This window comes from Winogradskyella sp., assembly GCF_016744625.1.
Classification (GTDB): Bacteria; Bacteroidota; Bacteroidia; order Flavobacteriales; family Flavobacteriaceae; genus Winogradskyella.
This window is the reverse complement of sequence record NZ_JADGDZ010000080.1, coordinates 1-16,633: the sequence shown is the minus strand read 5'-3', so window position 1 is coordinate 16,633 and position 16,633 is coordinate 1. Positions and strand designations below refer to the sequence as shown.

The 16,633-nt window shown below is 31.6% G+C and carries 16 protein-coding genes; 4 read left to right on the top strand and 12 right to left on the bottom strand.

Going from position 1 to position 16,633, the window contains the following annotated elements:
- On the bottom strand, nt 1–446 hold a 446-nt coding region (locus QZZ53_RS13910; RefSeq protein WP_365940706.1), incomplete at its 3' end, for a pseudouridine synthase.
- A gap of 43 nt (nt 447–489) precedes the next feature.
- On the opposite strand from QZZ53_RS13910, the gene QZZ53_RS13905 reads away from it, so the two are divergent.
- Nucleotides 490–729, top strand: a complete 240-nt coding sequence (locus tag QZZ53_RS13905; RefSeq protein WP_296385751.1) for a hypothetical protein — start codon at nt 490–492, stop codon at nt 727–729.
- 206 nt (nt 730–935) lie between these two features.
- Here the strand turns inward: QZZ53_RS13905 and QZZ53_RS13900 are convergent, their stop codons facing one another.
- The 8 genes from QZZ53_RS13900 to QZZ53_RS13865 form a co-directional block, all read right to left on the bottom strand.
- Entirely contained in the window at nt 936–1,382 is a 447-nt protein-coding gene (locus tag QZZ53_RS13900) for a hypothetical protein (protein WP_296385749.1), read from the bottom strand.
- A gap of 187 nt (nt 1,383–1,569) precedes the next feature.
- The gene (locus QZZ53_RS13895; RefSeq protein WP_296385747.1) at nt 1,570–2,106 is read right to left on the bottom strand and encodes a GNAT family N-acetyltransferase; all 537 of its coding nucleotides are present in this window, start codon (nt 2,104–2,106) and stop codon (nt 1,570–1,572) included.
- Between the two features lie 138 nt (nt 2,107–2,244).
- Entirely contained in the window at nt 2,245–2,799 is a 555-nt protein-coding gene (locus tag QZZ53_RS13890; RefSeq protein ID WP_296385746.1) for a thioredoxin family protein, read from the bottom strand.
- Nucleotides 2,800–2,949: 150 nt separating this feature from the next.
- Nucleotides 2,950–3,396: a hypothetical protein gene (locus tag QZZ53_RS13885; RefSeq protein WP_296385744.1), complete on the bottom strand. Its 447-nt coding sequence runs from the start codon at nt 3,394–3,396 to the stop codon at nt 2,950–2,952.
- Between the two features lie 10 nt (nt 3,397–3,406).
- Nucleotides 3,407–3,811, bottom strand: a complete 405-nt coding sequence (locus tag QZZ53_RS13880; RefSeq protein WP_296385742.1) for a hypothetical protein — start codon at nt 3,809–3,811, stop codon at nt 3,407–3,409.
- A 65-nt stretch (nt 3,812–3,876) separates the two neighbouring features.
- Nucleotides 3,877–5,037 carry an OmpA family protein gene (locus QZZ53_RS13875; protein WP_296385740.1) on the bottom strand — a complete coding sequence of 387 codons (1,161 nt, stop codon included), beginning with the start codon at nt 5,035–5,037 and terminating at the stop codon, nt 3,877–3,879.
- Between the two features lie 100 nt (nt 5,038–5,137).
- Complete coding sequence (locus QZZ53_RS13870; protein ID WP_296385738.1) at nt 5,138–5,764, bottom strand: response regulator transcription factor; 627 nt, start codon at nt 5,762–5,764, stop codon at nt 5,138–5,140.
- Nucleotides 5,765–5,775: 11 nt separating this feature from the next.
- Complete coding sequence (locus QZZ53_RS13865) at nt 5,776–8,952, bottom strand: sensor histidine kinase (protein ID WP_296385736.1); 3,177 nt, start codon at nt 8,950–8,952, stop codon at nt 5,776–5,778.
- Nucleotides 8,953–9,072: 120 nt separating this feature from the next.
- Here QZZ53_RS13865 and QZZ53_RS13860 point away from each other — a divergent pair, with 120 nt between their 5' ends.
- Nucleotides 9,073–9,405, top strand: a complete 333-nt coding sequence (locus QZZ53_RS13860) for a tRNA-binding protein (protein ID WP_296385734.1) — start codon at nt 9,073–9,075, stop codon at nt 9,403–9,405.
- Between the two features lie 119 nt (nt 9,406–9,524).
- On the opposite strand, the gene QZZ53_RS13855 is transcribed toward QZZ53_RS13860, so the two are convergent.
- From QZZ53_RS13855 to QZZ53_RS13845, 3 genes are all read right to left on the bottom strand, one after another.
- Nucleotides 9,525–12,032, bottom strand: coding sequence for a M14 metallopeptidase family protein (locus QZZ53_RS13855; protein ID WP_296385732.1), 2,508 nt, complete (start codon nt 12,030–12,032; stop codon nt 9,525–9,527).
- An 84-nt stretch (nt 12,033–12,116) separates the two neighbouring features.
- Nucleotides 12,117–12,509: a PUR family DNA/RNA-binding protein gene (locus tag QZZ53_RS13850; protein ID WP_296385730.1), complete on the bottom strand. Its 393-nt coding sequence runs from the start codon at nt 12,507–12,509 to the stop codon at nt 12,117–12,119.
- A 65-nt stretch (nt 12,510–12,574) separates the two neighbouring features.
- Nucleotides 12,575–14,329: an ABC transporter ATP-binding protein gene (locus QZZ53_RS13845; RefSeq protein ID WP_296385728.1), complete on the bottom strand. Its 1,755-nt coding sequence runs from the start codon at nt 14,327–14,329 to the stop codon at nt 12,575–12,577.
- A 131-nt stretch (nt 14,330–14,460) separates the two neighbouring features.
- Here QZZ53_RS13845 and QZZ53_RS13840 point away from each other — a divergent pair, with 131 nt between their 5' ends.
- A complete protein-coding gene (locus QZZ53_RS13840; RefSeq protein WP_296385726.1) occupies nt 14,461–15,564 on the top strand; it encodes a Glu/Leu/Phe/Val dehydrogenase in 1,104 nt (367 codons plus the stop codon).
- Nucleotides 15,565–15,673: 109 nt separating this feature from the next.
- Nucleotides 15,674–16,618, top strand: a complete 945-nt coding sequence (gene nusB, locus QZZ53_RS13835) for a transcription antitermination factor NusB (protein ID WP_296385724.1) — start codon at nt 15,674–15,676, stop codon at nt 16,616–16,618.
- The last annotated feature ends 15 nt before the right edge of the window (nt 16,619–16,633 follow it).

Below are 16,633 nucleotides of genomic sequence, written 5' to 3'. Positions count from 1 at the left end.
TGCTTACGTAATTGATGTCGTCGTCCTGTTAATGGTTCTAAGCATACCAAGTTGAGTTTGCCAAATCTTTCGGAAAGTACAGATTCGCAAAGCGTATAATTGGATTGTGATGTCTTGCCATCAACTTCTGAAGTGATTTTTCCTTGATTATACATTTCACCAATAGTAACAGCATAGTAAGTTTTCTTAATTGCTCTATTTTCAAATAGTTTATTTAAGGCACGAATACTACTGCTTGTTTTACCAACCAATAAAATACCTGTGGTAGCAAAATCTAATCGATGAGCTGGTTGTGGTAGTGTTACATCTGGTAACGCGCTTCGTTTTATGTTTTGAGCTAAAGCATTAGCAATGGTTTTAAAACTATTACCACTAACCAAAATACCAGCAGGTTTATGAATCACAGCTAAGTAATCGTCTTCAAATAATACATCAAGATGTAATATCAGCTTTTTTTTTGGACTAACTTCTTTTATAATAGATAGCGTAATGCATTCTCCTCCATTTATAAAAGTGGCCGAAGTAGCGATAACATCATTAACCTTAACATATTGCTTTTTTAGAGCTTTTTTAAATGCTGATTTCGTTAAAACTGAATTGAAAATACCTACACCATATTCTTGGAGTCGAATTGGATTATCTAGTTTGGGAACAATATGTAATTTGGTCGGTTTGATTATGTTTTTATATATGATTATAAATGGGATTGGTAATGATTTTGTTGCGTAAGAACTAAGATAGTAAAAAAGAGAAAACTTGTGATTTAGTAGTTAAGAGATTTAGAAAGGAATTTAAGGCGCTATGAATTATACATGTTTCATAGGAACAATATTTTTAGCAAGTATGTATATTAAAAAAAACGCAAATCTATAAGACTTGCGTTTAAATAGCTTTTAGTTGTTATTTACTATTACTATATGGTATTTTAATTCATGTTAATGCTCTGGTACAGCAATCCCGTTGAACACGATATACATAGCACCATAATAGCTAATCATTGCTATAAGGTACTGATTCAGCCAAGCTGATGTAATACGTTGTCTGTCTACTGACATTACTGAGGTTTCATCCCCAAACCAACCTTCGTAATCTGCTCTTAAATCATCATATTCTTTTTGAGAGGCCTTTTTACATTTGGTGGCAATACGTACATTTTTTTTGAGTTGATTATACAATGCAAGGGAAGCCTCGGAATCTATTTTTTTGAAGGTCTCTATTTCTGCTTCCGCATCAGTTATATCGGTATTACAATCTTCTATTTTGGCTAAGAGCAATCGCATCCTAGATGCGTCGGGATTAGCGTACTGTGTTTGTGCAAAAAGTTCGGAAGGAAGTACTATTCCTAATAAGAGTAAGGCTAGTAATACTATTTTAATTTTCATGATAATGAAGTTTTATTGTTTACTTCAAATATCTGGCAATAAGATGTTTAAGTCAATCGCCCATAAGAGGTATTTATGTGTTTATGTAAATAAGTTAACAAACAAATCACAGATAGAGAATTTCAGTGGAGTTTTCGTAAGCAAGCTAGAGTTAATAATCAATTATATATGGTGTTACCACATGTTTTTATTCCCTTTTCTTTTCGTAAAGTACGCAACTTTTAAGTTCGCTATATTCTTTTAATAAAGGGTGATTGAATATCTTTTTTTTCTTCATTCCGAGCTTTTCCATAACACGTTCAGATTTATCATTTATTATTGGACAAATTGATTTTATAGTTTTTAGTCCGATAGCATTAAATGCAAAATCGAGGCATTTTTTTGCTCCTTCAGTCGCATATCCTTTTCCCCATTCTTTTTGTGATAATCTCCACCCAATATCTATACAAGGTGTAAAGTCAGATTCAAAATTTTGTTCAGCAATACCAATAAAGCCAATGAATTCATTGTTTTCCAGTTTGTCTACCGCGAAATAACAAAATCCATTTTTAGAAAATTGATCTTTCATTCTGTCAATAAATTGTTCCGTTTGTTCTTTATTTGGCATACTGGGAAAAAACTCCATTACTCTAGAGTCGGAATTAATTATTGCCATTTTAGGTTTATCTTTTTCAGTCCAATTTCTAAAGCCTAATCTTTCAGATTTAAAAAGGTAATTCTCCATTATGCTTTGGGTTAATGTGTAGTATATATAAACTTAGTAAGTTATTTAACTATAAGCAACTAAAAAAAAGAGGTTTTACATGTTTTTTTGACAATAGTATTATTTCTTTTTAAATAGAAACTATTCCACATCTTTAATTTATTTCCATTTAATATTGCAGCCCATGCTTGGTTTTTGTGTTGTACTAACTACTTCATTATTAACTAAAGCATCCATAGCTGCTCTTAAATCGTTTCCTGTTACTGGTATTCCATTTCCTGGTCTAGAGTTATCTAGTTGTCCTGCGTAAGCTAAAGAGAGTTCAGCATCAAATAAAAAGAAATCTGGTGTGCAAGCGGCATCATAAGCTTTAGCGACATCTTGTGTTTCGTCATATAAGTAAGGGAAGGGGTAGTGGTTATCTTTAGCATGTTGTTGCATTGCATCTGGTCCATCTTGCGGATAATTCACTGCATCGTTACTCGAAATCGCAATACAGTTAATACCTTTTGATGCATAATCATTTGCTAATGCTACCAATTGTTCATTTACATGAATTACAAAAGGACAGTGGTTACAAATAAATAGGACCAAAGTACCAGAGTCACCTTTAAGGTTAGCCAAAGATTTTTGTTGTCCATTTTTTGTATCTACTAAAGTAAAACTTGGTGCTTTTGTGCCCAAAGGCAACATATTTGAAGGAGTTAATGCCATTTTTACTTGGTTTAAGTTTGCTATAATTATATATGGTAAAGTACAAAAGATAATAATGTATGACATAAAAAAACCTTCACAATTGTGAAGGTTTTTCATAAAGAACACCATAACTCATCAACTCCACGTTATTCGTTTTTTGTTCTTTAACTAATTTTTAGGCTCTAAAAGTGCTTCAGCACGTTTAATTGCTGCTGCTATTTTTTCTTCTATAGTTTCAATAGCTAATACTAATTCTCTTGGTGTAATACTACGACTTCTATTAAGTGATAGTATTGCATTAGGACTATTAAACCAACCTGGATAGTCTTTTCGTAACGCATCTAATTCATCTCGCCTTGCTTTAATACACAGTTCAGAAATTTCTACAGCATTTTTAGTGTGATTGTATTGTGCTAAAGTGTATGATGCAGAATTTGCTTCCATTTTTTTGATTTTATTTTCTGCTTTAGTTAAGTTGGCTTTGCAATCTTCCAGTTCTTCTAAGAGTGTCTCAATAAGCTCTCGACTTGGTGGTGTATATCCTTGTGCAAAAGTTTGAAAGGATATTGTAATGCATAACAGAATTGTTATTGCTAATGTGTTTATAGTTTTCATATTAAATAGTTTATTTAAAACCTAATTCTTTTTGTTTATCATTCATTTTTTGCTGTATGGCTTTCATACGTTTTTCATATGAATCGTCAGTAGAACAGGATAAGGCAATTGTTTGCCAATCTTGTATAAAACTCATACCTTCAGTCATCGTATTAATATACTCTGGCGAAGTCGCTAGAGTTATAGGATCGTCTTTGTGTTTTGCCATAAGTTCTAATAGATCATCTGTCCAAGACTCATACGTGTTAAGAAAATCATCACAGTCTTTAATGTTTTTAGAACTCGTTGAAGTTCCCGTTCTCTGTTCTGTATTTGTAATAGTTATACTGTCATTGTCTTTAGTTTCAGAAGGCTTTTTTTTGCATGCAGTAATTACTAATAATGCACATAATGCTATGGTTATTTTTAGTTTCATATCTGTTCTATTTTATTAGAAAAAAAAGGAGCATTTTAATGCTCCTTACAGTTAAATTATTTAATCTAATTGCCTGTATAAACAATTTCTACACGACGATTTAGTGCGTAAGCCTCTTCATTATCTTCCATAGCCATAGGCTTTTCTTCACCATAACCAACAGTTGATAACCTGCTGCCATCTACACCCTTATTTTTTATATAGTGCATCACAGATTTAGCGCGATTCTCGGATAAAGTTTGATTTGATTCTCTTGTGCCATTAGCATCTGTATGCCCTTCAATTTTTATAGAAACATCAGGATTATCTTTAAGCATGTTGACAATTCTATCTACGGCTGGATATGACGATGGTTGAATAAAATAAGAGTCTGTATCGAAAAGAATATCATGAAACACAAGTCGGCCTTCATTTACCAATTTTTTGTAAAGCGGTAAGCCTTTATGACCAATTGTAATGTAATTAATCATGGCTGGTGAAGCTGAACGAGACAAAGCACTTACTTCTATATTTGTATATTCTTTGATATGTTTAATTTTCTTTTTAATTGTCTTTACATAATCCGCAATATTTATTAATTGGAAGCCCTCATACAATACTTTTATAGTACCGTTATTAAATGATAACTGTACTGTACGCCAACCAGGATATGGCAACTTATGTGGCATTCTAGCATATTCATGACTGGATCCTGCAGGTACAATACCATCTCCTCGTATTGTAATAGAATAAGTTGCATAAGCATCGTTTTTATCCTTTAAGTATAGTGTATATGCCTCATTTCCTTTTCCATGAAAATAAAATTGCCCTTCTATTTTGAATGAATTACCTAAATAGTCATCAGTTTTAAAAGTGGGCTTCATTCGAGCACTTGTAATAAATTGTACAACACCTTCTTTTTTTTCTAAAGCAACAACTTTAGAATTTTGCATGGTTCCACTCATTTGTGTCCATTTACTTGGAAATTCGCCTACACGTTCGTTGTTGAAATTATCAGAGAATACAATGTCACCTTTGATAAAGCCTGCAATTGGCTTGTGATTTTCATTAGCAACAATGACTTTAGAGTCTTTGCCTTTTTTCTTCTTCTTTTTACCATCAATCTTATCAGCTATTTTTTTGGATTCTTTTTTAATGACATCTCCAAGGCTTTGACTGTAAGCTTGAGCAGAAAAAAGAAGCATAAGGGTTACGGAGCATAATCGGATGAGCTTCATTGTTTTCATTTGTGAGTTTTTTTTGAATTAATATATCGCAAATATCTGTTTTTAAAGTATTTATGTCAATCGCGTAAATGGGGTATTTAGAATACTTAGAGAGGAAGAATTATATTAATTTTTGCTTAATAGCTTTGTAAATGGCTTCAGCACGACTATTAACATGTAGTTTAGAATAGATATTTTTAATATGTGTCTTAACTGTATGAGGGCTTAGAAAAATTTCATTTGCTACTTCTTTATAATTCATGCCTTTACTTAGCATTTTTAGAATTTCAGTTTCTCTATCGGAAAGTGGATTGTCTATAATTCTAAAAGAATTGATGATACGCCTAGCAACCTGACTGCTCATAGGTGAACCACCATCATATACTTCTTTAATATGTACTAATAAATCAGCAGGATTGGTATCCTTTAAAAGGTATCCTGAAGCACCAACACAAAGTGACTCGAAGATAGAATCATCATCAGATTGAACAGTAAGCATTATAAAATCTAGTTGAGGACATTTTTGTTTTAAATGACGTGTAACTTCAATACCTGACTTACCTGGTAGATCAATATCCATTAAAACGACATCAATTGGAAGGTTTTCAATGGAGGCTATTGCTGATTCACCATCAGGAAATGCATATTTGCAACTAAACCCTTTTGAGCCATCTATAATAAGCGTCAAGGTTTGACGAATTTCATTGTCATCTTCTACTATAGCAATATGAATAGTCTCATTTTTCATTCTTAGCTAAGTTAAACCTCTTTTTCTTTAAAATGGTCACTCATATGAGGTATTCTATTTAAGCTTATTGAAGTGCCTTTGTTATCTGAATTAATGATTATATCTGCATTCATTTTTTTTGCGCGTAATATCATGTTTTTTAAACCCCTTCCTTTTGATTTCTTTTCTACATCAAAACCAATACCATCATCAATAAGTTTAAAACTAGAATATTGCTCGTTAAATTTAATGATGAGCTCTACATTTTTGCATTGCGAATATTTAGCACAATTATTCATAGCTTCTTTAAAAATCATTACTATTTGTTTCTTGGTTTGGGGATCAAGCATTTGGTGGAGTTGATTGTTGAGATGACCTTTTGCACTAAAGTTTTTTTCACCATTGTTAAAAATGTCTTCACCATAATCCTTTAAACGTAAGAAGACATCTTGCAAACTATCTTTTTTTGGATCAATTACCCATAGCAAGTCTCTAAAGCTTCCAGAAAGATCTTTGATGTTTGTTCTTATTTTTGTGAACCATTCTGAGGGATCTTTATTGTCGTTAATAGTGCGCTCTGCAAGTGTTAAAAAGAGACTTATTTTAGTTACTTTTGAACCCAATTCGTCATGGAAATCAGCTGTATTTTCTTGTCGAAGTTGTTCGCGTTCATTAACTAAGGCACGTTCTAGTTTCACTTGTTGTTTTAATTTATTCATTCGTTTACGAATGCGCATAATATAAAATAGTCGGAGTATTCCTAAGATGAGCAAGCCATAAGAGAATAACGCTAAGTTAGATTTCCAAAATGGAGGCAAAATTACAAGGTCAATTTTTAAAGGATTATTAGACCATTTATTTTGATTATTACTTCCGTCCAAGATAATTTGATAAGTGCCAGGACTAAGATTGTAATAAGTTAATTCTGAAGTAGTATTTGTCTCAATCCAATCTTCATTTAGTGGGAGTATTTTATGACGATACCTATTGTTTTCTATATTAGAAAAGTCAAGGACGGCATAGTTTAAACGGATAGAGTTTTCAATGTATGGTAGTTCAAGAGCATTATTTTTTAATCTATTTTTTATAGAGACAAAGCCTTGTTTTTTACTATGAATATTTTCTAGTTTAGTAAGGGTCAAGTTAAATGGGGTTTCTTCAATAGTGGTTTCTAAATTATTGATTACACTTAATCCTTTATTACTGCCAGCTAATATGTTATCGTCAGCATCAATATATAAAGCATTTTTATTAGTAATATTATCTGCAAGTCCATTTTTGTTGGTTAAATGGACAATATCTATAAATCTTTTTTCTGAATTATTATACTTGGCTTTACAAATGCCATTAGTGGTCGTAATCCATAGAGAACCCTTGGAGTCTTCGCTAATACCAAGTATATAATCAGACGGCAATCCATGTTGTCTTCCAAACTGTAAAAACGTATCAGATGTTTTATTGTATAAATTTAAACCTGCTTGTGTAGCTATCCATAGACGATCTTTGCTATCATTAAATATTTTTTTGATAGTATTATTACTTAATTGATCTGATTTACCAAATTCACTTTCGTAATTTTTAAAGACACCTAGTCCTTCTTTTGAAACCAACTTACTTAAACCAGAAAAAGTACCAATCCATAATTGACCATCTTTATCTTCTTCTATATCCATCGTAAAAGAGTTCACTAAGGCATCATCTCTATTTTTACTAGAGTTATAGGTTGTGATTTTTGAGTTTTTGAGAGTGTTGTTTTCGAATTTAATGTTTACTAAACGTGTATAATTACCTACCCAATATGATAACTTATTTTCTTCATGAATATCAAAAGACCAATTATGTGGTAGACCATTCTTTGTTGTATAATGAATGAATTTGCCAGGTTCATAATCAGAATTCAATTGAGTTATAAACAGACCACCTTCAGTTCCAATCCATAATCGATTTTGGCTATCTATAAAGAGTGCATGAGATTTTATAAAGTTTTCGTTTTTGATATGGATATAATCTTTTGGACAAAGACCCTCTAAAATATCAGATTTGTTGAAGCGATAAAGATCTTTTGTAGTAGTTACCCAAATATGGTTATTTTCGTCTTCAGTTATAGCAGTTACGTTGAATGTTTCTTCAAAACAATTTTTAATATGTTTTGGTGGAAAAATAACAATATTACTTTTGTTGCTTGTTAATTTGTATAAGCCATTGGCATTACTTAACCAGATGTTTTTTTGAGAATCTTCATAGACAGATCTAACATGCCCTGACATACCTAATAAACCATTTGTACTAATAACGTTTTGTTCTATTAGTTGATTATTAGTGTATTTGTATTTTTTAAAACGATTTTTCCATGTTGCTGTCCAAATATTTTGTTCGCTATCTATTATGGAATTATAAATAAATTCTTCTCCTATAGCTTTTCCATTTGCATCACGAAATTTACTAACTATAAGTATAGAATCATTCTCTAAAGTACCTTTAAGTAGTCCAGAACCAGAATCTATAAGGAATACGGTTTCATTATATTGTATGTATTTAAAAGGATTAATATTTTTCTTTTTATCTAAGTCATCTTCTAAATTAAATGATAGCTCCTTAAATTCATAAGTGTCTTTTTTTGCCACTAATGGAGGTTTCCAACTTCTGCATACCCAAATATTACCATTTTTGTCTTCTGTAATGCCCCAAATAACAGGTCCATAGTTAGGGCTTTTTCGTAACTCAGGAAAATCCCGAATTTCCCCAGTAATCTTATCAATAATATAAAAACCATCATAAGTACTAACCCAAATGTTTTGATTGCTATCTTCAAAAAGATCTATAATATGTGATGCGTCTTTATGAAGATTCTTAGGAGGAGTTACATAACTTATAGTATCATTTTCTAAAACATGTAACCCTTTAGGTGTTGCAATCCAAATTTTCCCATTTTTAGCCGCTAGAACTGTATTTATCTTATTGTCTCGTAAACCTGTTGTATCATTTAGTATAGCATAAAATGCTTTAAATTGCTGTCCATCAAATTTGTAAAACCCATTATTACCTGCGACCCATAAAAAACCTTTTGAATCTTGAACTATATCTATAATCGCTCTTGAAGGTAAACCATTGTCATCTGCATATCTTGTGATATCATAAAGTTGAGCTGAAGCAAGTTTAAAGAGTGAAATTGAAATAACTACAGTAAGAAAAATTATGCGATTTTTCATTCCGTTACGTTTAGAATTTTATCTTGTGGAGAGATGAATTCCTTCTAAAAATAACCAATTGGTGGTTAATTTAGAAACTTTATTTAAATAAATTGATTTCTTTTTTGTTAATTTAGACCTATGAGTAGTATTACATTTGAAGACTTTACAAAGGTAGATTTGCGTATTGGAACGATATTAGAAGTTAACGATTTTCCTAATGCTCGTAAACCTGCATATCAACTCATTATTGATTTTGGAGACTTAGGGAAAAGAAAATCTTCTGCTCAAATTACAACACAGTACACCAAAGAAGATTTGTTAAATCGCCAAATTGTTGCTGTAGTTAACTTTCCTAAGAAGCAGATTGCTGATTTTATGAGTGAGTGTTTGGTAATGGGAGCTGTAAAAGAAGACGACGTGTTTCTTTTGCATCCCGAAACTAAGGTTAAGAATGGAGTGCAAGTATCTTAATTGAACTGTCATTGCGAAGCCTTTTTTGGCTGTGGCAATCTCATATATAAGAACTAAAAACAAACACATTATCACGTCCTTTATTCTCACAACGATGAAATCATTATTCTTACCATCAACTACATCTCATCTCTAAAGAAAATAGCATTCATCAATAATTTATTAGTGCCATACCAAAAGGCTCTGAAATTTGTGTTATCCGTAAATGCTACAATAGTTCCTCGACCAATACTTGCAATTTTTAAAGGTACTGTACTACTTATGCTATCTAAATTTTCTTCAGAAATATAACCACTTAATAAAGGATTTTTACTGTATTGAATTGGGTTGTTATAACTGTTCTTATCCGCTTTAACATATAAGGTTGAATTTCTAAACATTGCAAGCTTATCATTTTTGTAACCAAAATTGATAGGATGTGAACGGTCTAATTTGGTTTCAAAAATAGCGCCACCAATAACTTGCGATCCTCTAAAGTCTCCGCGTTCTTCAAAGCTTATATTTTTAGCAATAAGTTTCTTTTTCTTAATATCAATTTTCATTAATTCTTTAGAGTTTAACCAACGCAATGTGTTTTTGTACGCAACTAAAGTACCACCATCTTGAATCCAAATTTTTAACTTTTTTGTATTACTTTCATTAAGTCCAGAAGAAGAGTTCACCATAATAATGGTATTGTAACGGCTTATGTCTGCTCTGCTAAAACGTTTGGTATCGAGTTTTGTAGCTATGATATCATAACGAGTGTCTAATAAATGCCATATTTCACCTGCATCATAAGGGTTCATTCCGTCACCTACTAAAAGTGCGATTTTTGGTAATTCTATATTTCTAAATTTAGAACTACCAAGGTCAATACCATCATTTAAGCCAGTTGAAATGGCATCGATTTTAATATAACTCTCTTGGGCAAGATTGTTTAAAAAAGTATAAATTTCTGTAGTCGTCATATCCTGATTTCTCGCAGGAATTAGTATCGTACCATAATCATAAGATTTACCATTTGCTTTAAATGATTTCATACTCACTTTAGCTCTCAGACCTTTCTTTAAAACCTGATTTAAAAGTTTTGGTGAATAATATTCATTCCATTCAAATAGATAAGCATATTCACTTTTAGAATTAACACCACCTTTTAAATGTTGTAAATCTTTAATACTTGCTCCAGTATTTTTGGTAGTCGTTTCAGTATAATCTAAGTTAAAAGCTAAAGGGAAGGTCCATGCAGATATGTCATAAAACAAACTATCTTGAAAAGTGGTTCGTTTTTCGAACATGGCATTAATCAATCTAGTATTCTTCTGGTTTTTAGGAACAATGTAACTATAACCTTTCTTGTAGTTTTTCCCGTCTTCAGAAAAATCAGATTTAATATCGTGGAATTTAATATTATGACGATTTAAAATTTCTGCTAAATGATAGGTTTTTGCGGCATCTTTTTCATCACCAAATACAATGGCTTTATTGCCTTCTTTTGAGGCTTCATTTCGAGCATTTTTAAAGAAATTATGTTGATAGGTTAAAATCTCTTTTCGCATAGCATTAGCAGCTTCAAGTGTTGACAAAGCTGCCGTAGATTGATTTTTTATGCTAAAAGGAAACGTTAATATACCATTGTCACTTTCTTGAATATGTCCACGAGAACTAGCTTGTTCAAACAAAATGCCAATACCTCCATTAATATCTGGGAAGGTAGAACCTTTTCCATAATAGAAATCATCAAAATTTTCTTCTGAATAATATAAAGATCCTATTTTATCAAAAGCTTTAGCATGGTAATTGGCAATACCTTTAGTTAATTCTTGATTCAATTTTGGTGTTAAAGGATGAGTACGAGAGGGAATACCTGGCTGAAAAAAGAAACTATTATTGGTTCCCATTTCATGATGATCGGTTAAGATATTTGGCATCCAGTTATGGAAGGTTTTTATTCGTGCGCGAGATTCTGGCAATTGAACCGGTAACCAATCTCTATTCATATCAAACCAATAATGATTGGTACGTCCACCAGGCCAAACCTCACTATATTCTCTATCGTTGGGATCTGGATTAAGATTAATGTTTCTATTTGTATTTGCCCAATACGCAAAACGTTGCAAACCATCTGGATTGAATGAAGGGTCAAAAAGAATAATCGTATTATTTAAAAGGTTATCAATTTTAGAACCTTCTGCAGCAGCTAAATAATAGGCTACTAACAAGGATGCATTTGAGCCGCTTGGCTCATTACCGTGTATTGAAAACCCTTGGTAAACCACTATAGGTCTACTTTCTGTATTCGCAGTATCAGTCTCTATAGCTTCAATATGTGCTGTTTGAATAGCGTCTATGTCTTGATGATTTTTAGGAGACGTAATCTTTAATAAGAGTAATGGTCTATCTTCAAAAGTTTTGCCTCTATCTTCAATTGTGATACGATTAGATGCATTGGCCAAGGCATACATGTATTGTACTAGTTTATCGTGTGTAATATGCCATTCTCCAACCTCATGCCCTATAACACTCTGAGGAGTTGGAATATTTGAATTGTAAACAACATCTTGAGGTAAATAATAAGATAAATCGGTTTGAGATTGAGAAAATAGAGTAGTGGTTGCTAAAAATAATAATAAAGCAATACGTTGCATAAGTTTAGTGGTTGGTTAAAGTCTAAAAATAAAAAAACCGTTACGAAGCGTAACGGTTTTTGTTATAATTTAACACTAGTTGGTTTAAATATCATCAAAACTGATATCTGTAAAATTATCTGTGCTTGGTTCTGTGTCTTCTGGTGTTTTTGCTTCTTGAGCTACAAAATTATCTTCGCGTTTATAATCTTTTTGATGACGATCGCTAATCACTTCTTCACCTTTTTCGTTAATGATGTAATCCGTCATTTCTGCTAAAATCTCTCTAAATTCAGTAAAGTCCTCTTTGTAAAGGTAGATTTTGTGTTTTTTATAATGAAAAGAACCATCATCGTTGGTAAATTTTTTACTTTCTGTAATAGTTAAATAATAATCACCAGCCTTTGTAGCTCTAACGTCAAAGAAATAAGTTCTTCTTCCAGCACGTAGCACTTTAGAATATATTTCTTCTTTGTCCATCATTTCATAATCACTCATAACTCAATTTATTTTTTAATTTCAATCCAAAAATCTAAAAAAAAAGAATAGTAACCAACTAATTATTACAATTCTTTTTCAGAGAGTTGTTTGGTGTATAACTCCTTGTAGTAACCATCAGTATTGATGAGGTTTTGATGATTTCCGGTCTGAATTATTTTACCATCCTCTAAGACAATAATATGATCAGCATTTTTTGCCGATGACACACGATGACTTACAATAATGGTGGTTTTACCTTTGGTTAGTTTAACTAGATTTTTAAGAATCTTCTCTTCTGTTTCAGTATCTACAGCAGATAAACAATCATCGAATAAGAGAATATCTGGTTTTTTAATTATTGCTCTAGCAATTGATACACGTTGTTTTTGTCCACCGGAAAGCGTTATGCCACGTTCACCTAAAACGGTATCATAACCCTTGTTAAACCCAATAATATTCTTGTGAACTCTTGCATTTTTAGCTGCTTCAAAAACCTCTTCATCACTGGCATCTTCTTTACCAAACTTAATGTTGTTTCTTATGGTGTCTGAAAACAAGAAGGCATCTTGAGGAACATAACCAATGCTTTTTCTTAAGCTATTGATATGTAAGTCTGAAATTATAGTATCGTCAACCAATACATGACCATTATCAATATCATAAAGGCGACCAATTAAATCTAAAATAGTTGATTTTCCTGAACCTGTTTTACCTAATATAGCTAGAGTTTCTCCTGATTTTAAAGTGAAACTAACATCTTTTAAGGCTTCAATATTAGTGTCTGGATATACAAAAGACACGTTTTTAAACTCTATATCACCTTTGATTGGTGTCAATTTTTTAGCAGAATTTTGAATATCTGGTTCAGTCTTTAAAAATTCATTAATTCGTTCTTGAGATGCTTCGGCTTGTTGTACTAAAGAAGTTACCCAACCTACAGTTGCTACAGGCCAAGTCAGCATATTAACATAAATAATAAATTCGGCAATGGTTCCGATTTTTTCAATTTCACCACTCATGTATTGCAAACCTCCTATGTAAATTACAATGAGATTACTAATTCCAATAAGTAAAATCATTAAAGGAAAGAATAGTGCTTGCACTTTAGTAAGGTTAATCTGTTTTTGTCTATTTTCATTAGAAAGACCTTCAAACTCTGAATTAGTTCTTGGCTCAATTCCGTAAGACTTTATAACAGAAATACCACTAAATGTTTCTTGTGAGTAAGTAGAAAGCGTCGATAAAGACTGTTGTACAATAGTGCTACGTTTGTTTATTAATCTACTTAGTTTATAAATAGCAACAGAAAGAATAGGTAAAGGGAGTAAGGTATATAAGGTTAATTTTGGAGCTGTACCAACCATATATATTATAGCCACAGTGAATAAAGTTATAGTATTCATAGTGTACATTAAAGCGGGTCCAACATACATTCTAACTTTGCCAACATCCTCACTAATACGATTCATTAAATCTCCAGTTCTATTAGATTTGTAAAAATTGAGAGATAGAACTTGATAATGTTGGTAGATTTCGTTTTTTAGATCATATTCAATATAACGAGACACATTAATTATGGTTTGTCTCATTAAAAAGGTAAAGAGACCAGCAACTACAGCAGCTCCTACTAAATAAAGAATATTAATCATTAGTTCACTTCTAAAAACTTCTTCAGTGATTTTTCCATCCAATCGATCAGAAACTACATTGATAGAAGCACCTACAAGTCTAGGTGTAAATAACATAAATATCTTTGCAATTATGGTAATGATAATACCTATGATTAAGCGGTATCTGTATTTAAAAAAGTACTTATTTAGGTGTTTTAATGCTTTCATGTTGTATTTGGTAGGTCAAAAGTATTACGATAATCGTATTTTATAGTTAATATTTTGCTAATCCTCCATTAATAATTTATTTTTGCTAGCTGTTTTTAGAGATTCTTCAAACAGCCTAAATCTTAACTTACATGACTTCAGAAATAATAACTTCAAAGGACTTAAAAAAAATGGATCCTGTTTTTGGTCAACATTCCTTTGATAATCATGAGCAAATTGTTTTTTGCAACGACAAAGATACTGGTTTAAAAGCTATAATTGGTATTCATAATACGGTTTTAGGGCCAGCACTTGGTGGTACAAGAATGTGGCAATATAATAACGAGTGGGAAGCACTAAATGATGTATTGCGCTTATCTCGTGGTATGACCTTTAAATCTGCTATAACAGGATTAAATCTTGGTGGAGGTAAAGCTGTAATTATTGGTGATTCTAAAACTCAGAAAACACCAGAATTAATGAAACGTTTTGGTGAGTTTGTACATTCTTTAGGCGGACGTTATATTACCGCTGAAGATGTTGGTATGACTACTGGTGATATGGATACAGTAAGAGAGGTTACACCTTTTGTTACTGGAATTTCAGAAAGTAAAGGTGGTGCAGGTAATCCTTCTCCAATTACTGCTTATGGCGTTTTTATGGGAATGAAGGCTGCTGCTAAATTTCAGTTTGGTTCAGATATTTTAGAAGATAAAAAGGTATTTGTGCAAGGTATTGGGAATGTAGGTGAAGCTTTAGTTGAACATTTAGTTGATGAAGGTGCTAATGTTACTATTGATGATATTAGTAAAGACCGATTAGAACAAGTACGTACTAAATATGGTGTAAACATTTATAGCGGAAATGATATATATAGTGAGGCTATGGATATTTATGCTCCATGTGCTTTAGGTGCAACAGTAAACGATGATACCATTTATAAATTACAAGCAAAGGTGGTAGCTGGTGCCGCGAATAATCAATTGGCTGACGAAAATAAACATGGTAGAATATTACAAGAACGTGGTATTGTTTATGCACCAGATTTTTTAATTAATGCTGGCGGAATCATTAATGTTTATGCAGAGTTAGAAAACTATGATAGACAAGAAATAATACGTAAAACAGAGAATATATATAATACAACTCTTGAAATTTTAGATAATGCCAAAGCAAATAATTTAACGACACATACTGCGGCATTTAATATAGCTAAAGACCGTATTGATACTCGTAAAAGAGAAAATTCTAAATAGATTAAAATTCATTAGGTATAATTTTTATTTCAGAATTAAATAATAGTATTTTTGCAAGGTGAGTTTTTAACTCACCTTTTTTATAACCAAACTAAAGTAGTTCTTATACATGCTAAACCGAAGACACATCAGAATAAAAGTAATGCAATCCATGTATGCTTTTAAAGGGACAGAGAGTGATGATCTTACTAAAGACGAAAAGTTTTTAATCCACAGTTTAGATAGTATGTATGATTTGTATTTATCTACTTTAGCTTTACTCATTGAACTTTATAAGAAGAGTAAAGATCACAACGAAAAACTTCAGAAGAAATTATTAGGAACAGATTCTGATAAGAATCCGAATACTAAGTTTCAAGATAATCAGGTTTTACATCTTATAAGTAATAATAAAATGCTGCAAGAGCATATTACAAAACGTAAGTTGAACTTTTGGGATTTAGATTTCGAATATGTAGATATTCTTTTTAAAGCTATTCTTAAAAGTGAATTGTACGAGAATTATACGAATGATACTGATGTATCTTTCAAAAAAGACAAGCAATTTGTTTTAGATATTTATACCCAAATCATTGCGCCAAATGATAAGTTGTATGACTATTTTGAAGATAAAAAACTAACTTGGGTAGATGATCTTCCGGTTGTAAATACTGCAATATTAAAGGTCTTAAGAAAGTTAAAACTAACTTCTCCCGAAACACTTCTATTGCCTAATTTATATAAGGACGAAGATGATAAGGAGTTTGCGAAAGATTTATTTAAGAAAACACTACTTAATAGTTCTAAGTTTTCTGAAGAGATTTCAGCTAAGACTACAAATTGGGATTCTGAACGTTTAGCGAGTTTAGATGGTGTACTATTGAAAATGGCTCTTTGTGAGTTTCAGAAGTTTCCATCGATTCCTCATAAAGTAACCATAAACGAATACCTAGAGGTTGCCAAAGAGTATTCTACACCAAAAAGTAGTTTATTTATTAATGGTATTTTAGATAAAATTGTTAAGGAATATCAGACTAATAACTTGCATCCAAAATCTGGTAGAGGCTTAATGTAAAGGATTATTCTATTG

Excerpts from the sequence above, each read along its gene's own strand:
- QZZ53_RS13900 (WP_296385749.1), bottom strand. The coding sequence starts at position 1,382 with ATGAAAATTAAAATAGTATTACTAGCCTTACTCTTATTAGGAATAGTA.
- QZZ53_RS13865 (WP_296385736.1), bottom strand. The coding sequence starts at position 8,952 with ATGAAAAATCGCATAATTTTTCTTACTGTAGTTATTTCAATTTCACTC.
- QZZ53_RS13890 (WP_296385746.1), bottom strand. The coding sequence starts at position 2,799 with ATGGCATTAACTCCTTCAAATATGTTGCCTTTGGGCACAAAAGCACCA.
- QZZ53_RS13885 (WP_296385744.1), bottom strand. The coding sequence starts at position 3,396 with ATGAAAACTATAAACACATTAGCAATAACAATTCTGTTATGCATTACA.
- QZZ53_RS13850 (WP_296385730.1), bottom strand. The coding sequence starts at position 12,509 with ATGAGTGATTATGAAATGATGGACAAAGAAGAAATATATTCTAAAGTG.
- QZZ53_RS13875 (WP_296385740.1), bottom strand. The coding sequence starts at position 5,037 with ATGAAAACAATGAAGCTCATCCGATTATGCTCCGTAACCCTTATGCTT.
- QZZ53_RS13895 (WP_296385747.1), bottom strand. The coding sequence starts at position 2,106 with ATGGAGAATTACCTTTTTAAATCTGAAAGATTAGGCTTTAGAAATTGG.
- QZZ53_RS13880 (WP_296385742.1), bottom strand. The coding sequence starts at position 3,811 with ATGAAACTAAAAATAACCATAGCATTATGTGCATTATTAGTAATTACT.
- QZZ53_RS13840 (WP_296385726.1), top strand. The coding sequence starts at position 14,461 with ATGACTTCAGAAATAATAACTTCAAAGGACTTAAAAAAAATGGATCCT.
- QZZ53_RS13855 (WP_296385732.1), bottom strand. The coding sequence starts at position 12,032 with ATGCAACGTATTGCTTTATTATTATTTTTAGCAACCACTACTCTATTT.
- QZZ53_RS13845 (WP_296385728.1), bottom strand. The coding sequence starts at position 14,329 with ATGAAAGCATTAAAACACCTAAATAAGTACTTTTTTAAATACAGATAC.
- QZZ53_RS13905 (WP_296385751.1), top strand. The coding sequence starts at position 490 with ATGCATTCTCCTCCATTTATAAAAGTGGCCGAAGTAGCGATAACATCA.
- nusB (WP_296385724.1), top strand. The coding sequence starts at position 15,674 with ATGCTAAACCGAAGACACATCAGAATAAAAGTAATGCAATCCATGTAT.
- QZZ53_RS13860 (WP_296385734.1), top strand. The coding sequence starts at position 9,073 with ATGAGTAGTATTACATTTGAAGACTTTACAAAGGTAGATTTGCGTATT.
- QZZ53_RS13870 (WP_296385738.1), bottom strand. The coding sequence starts at position 5,764 with ATGAAAAATGAGACTATTCATATTGCTATAGTAGAAGATGACAATGAA.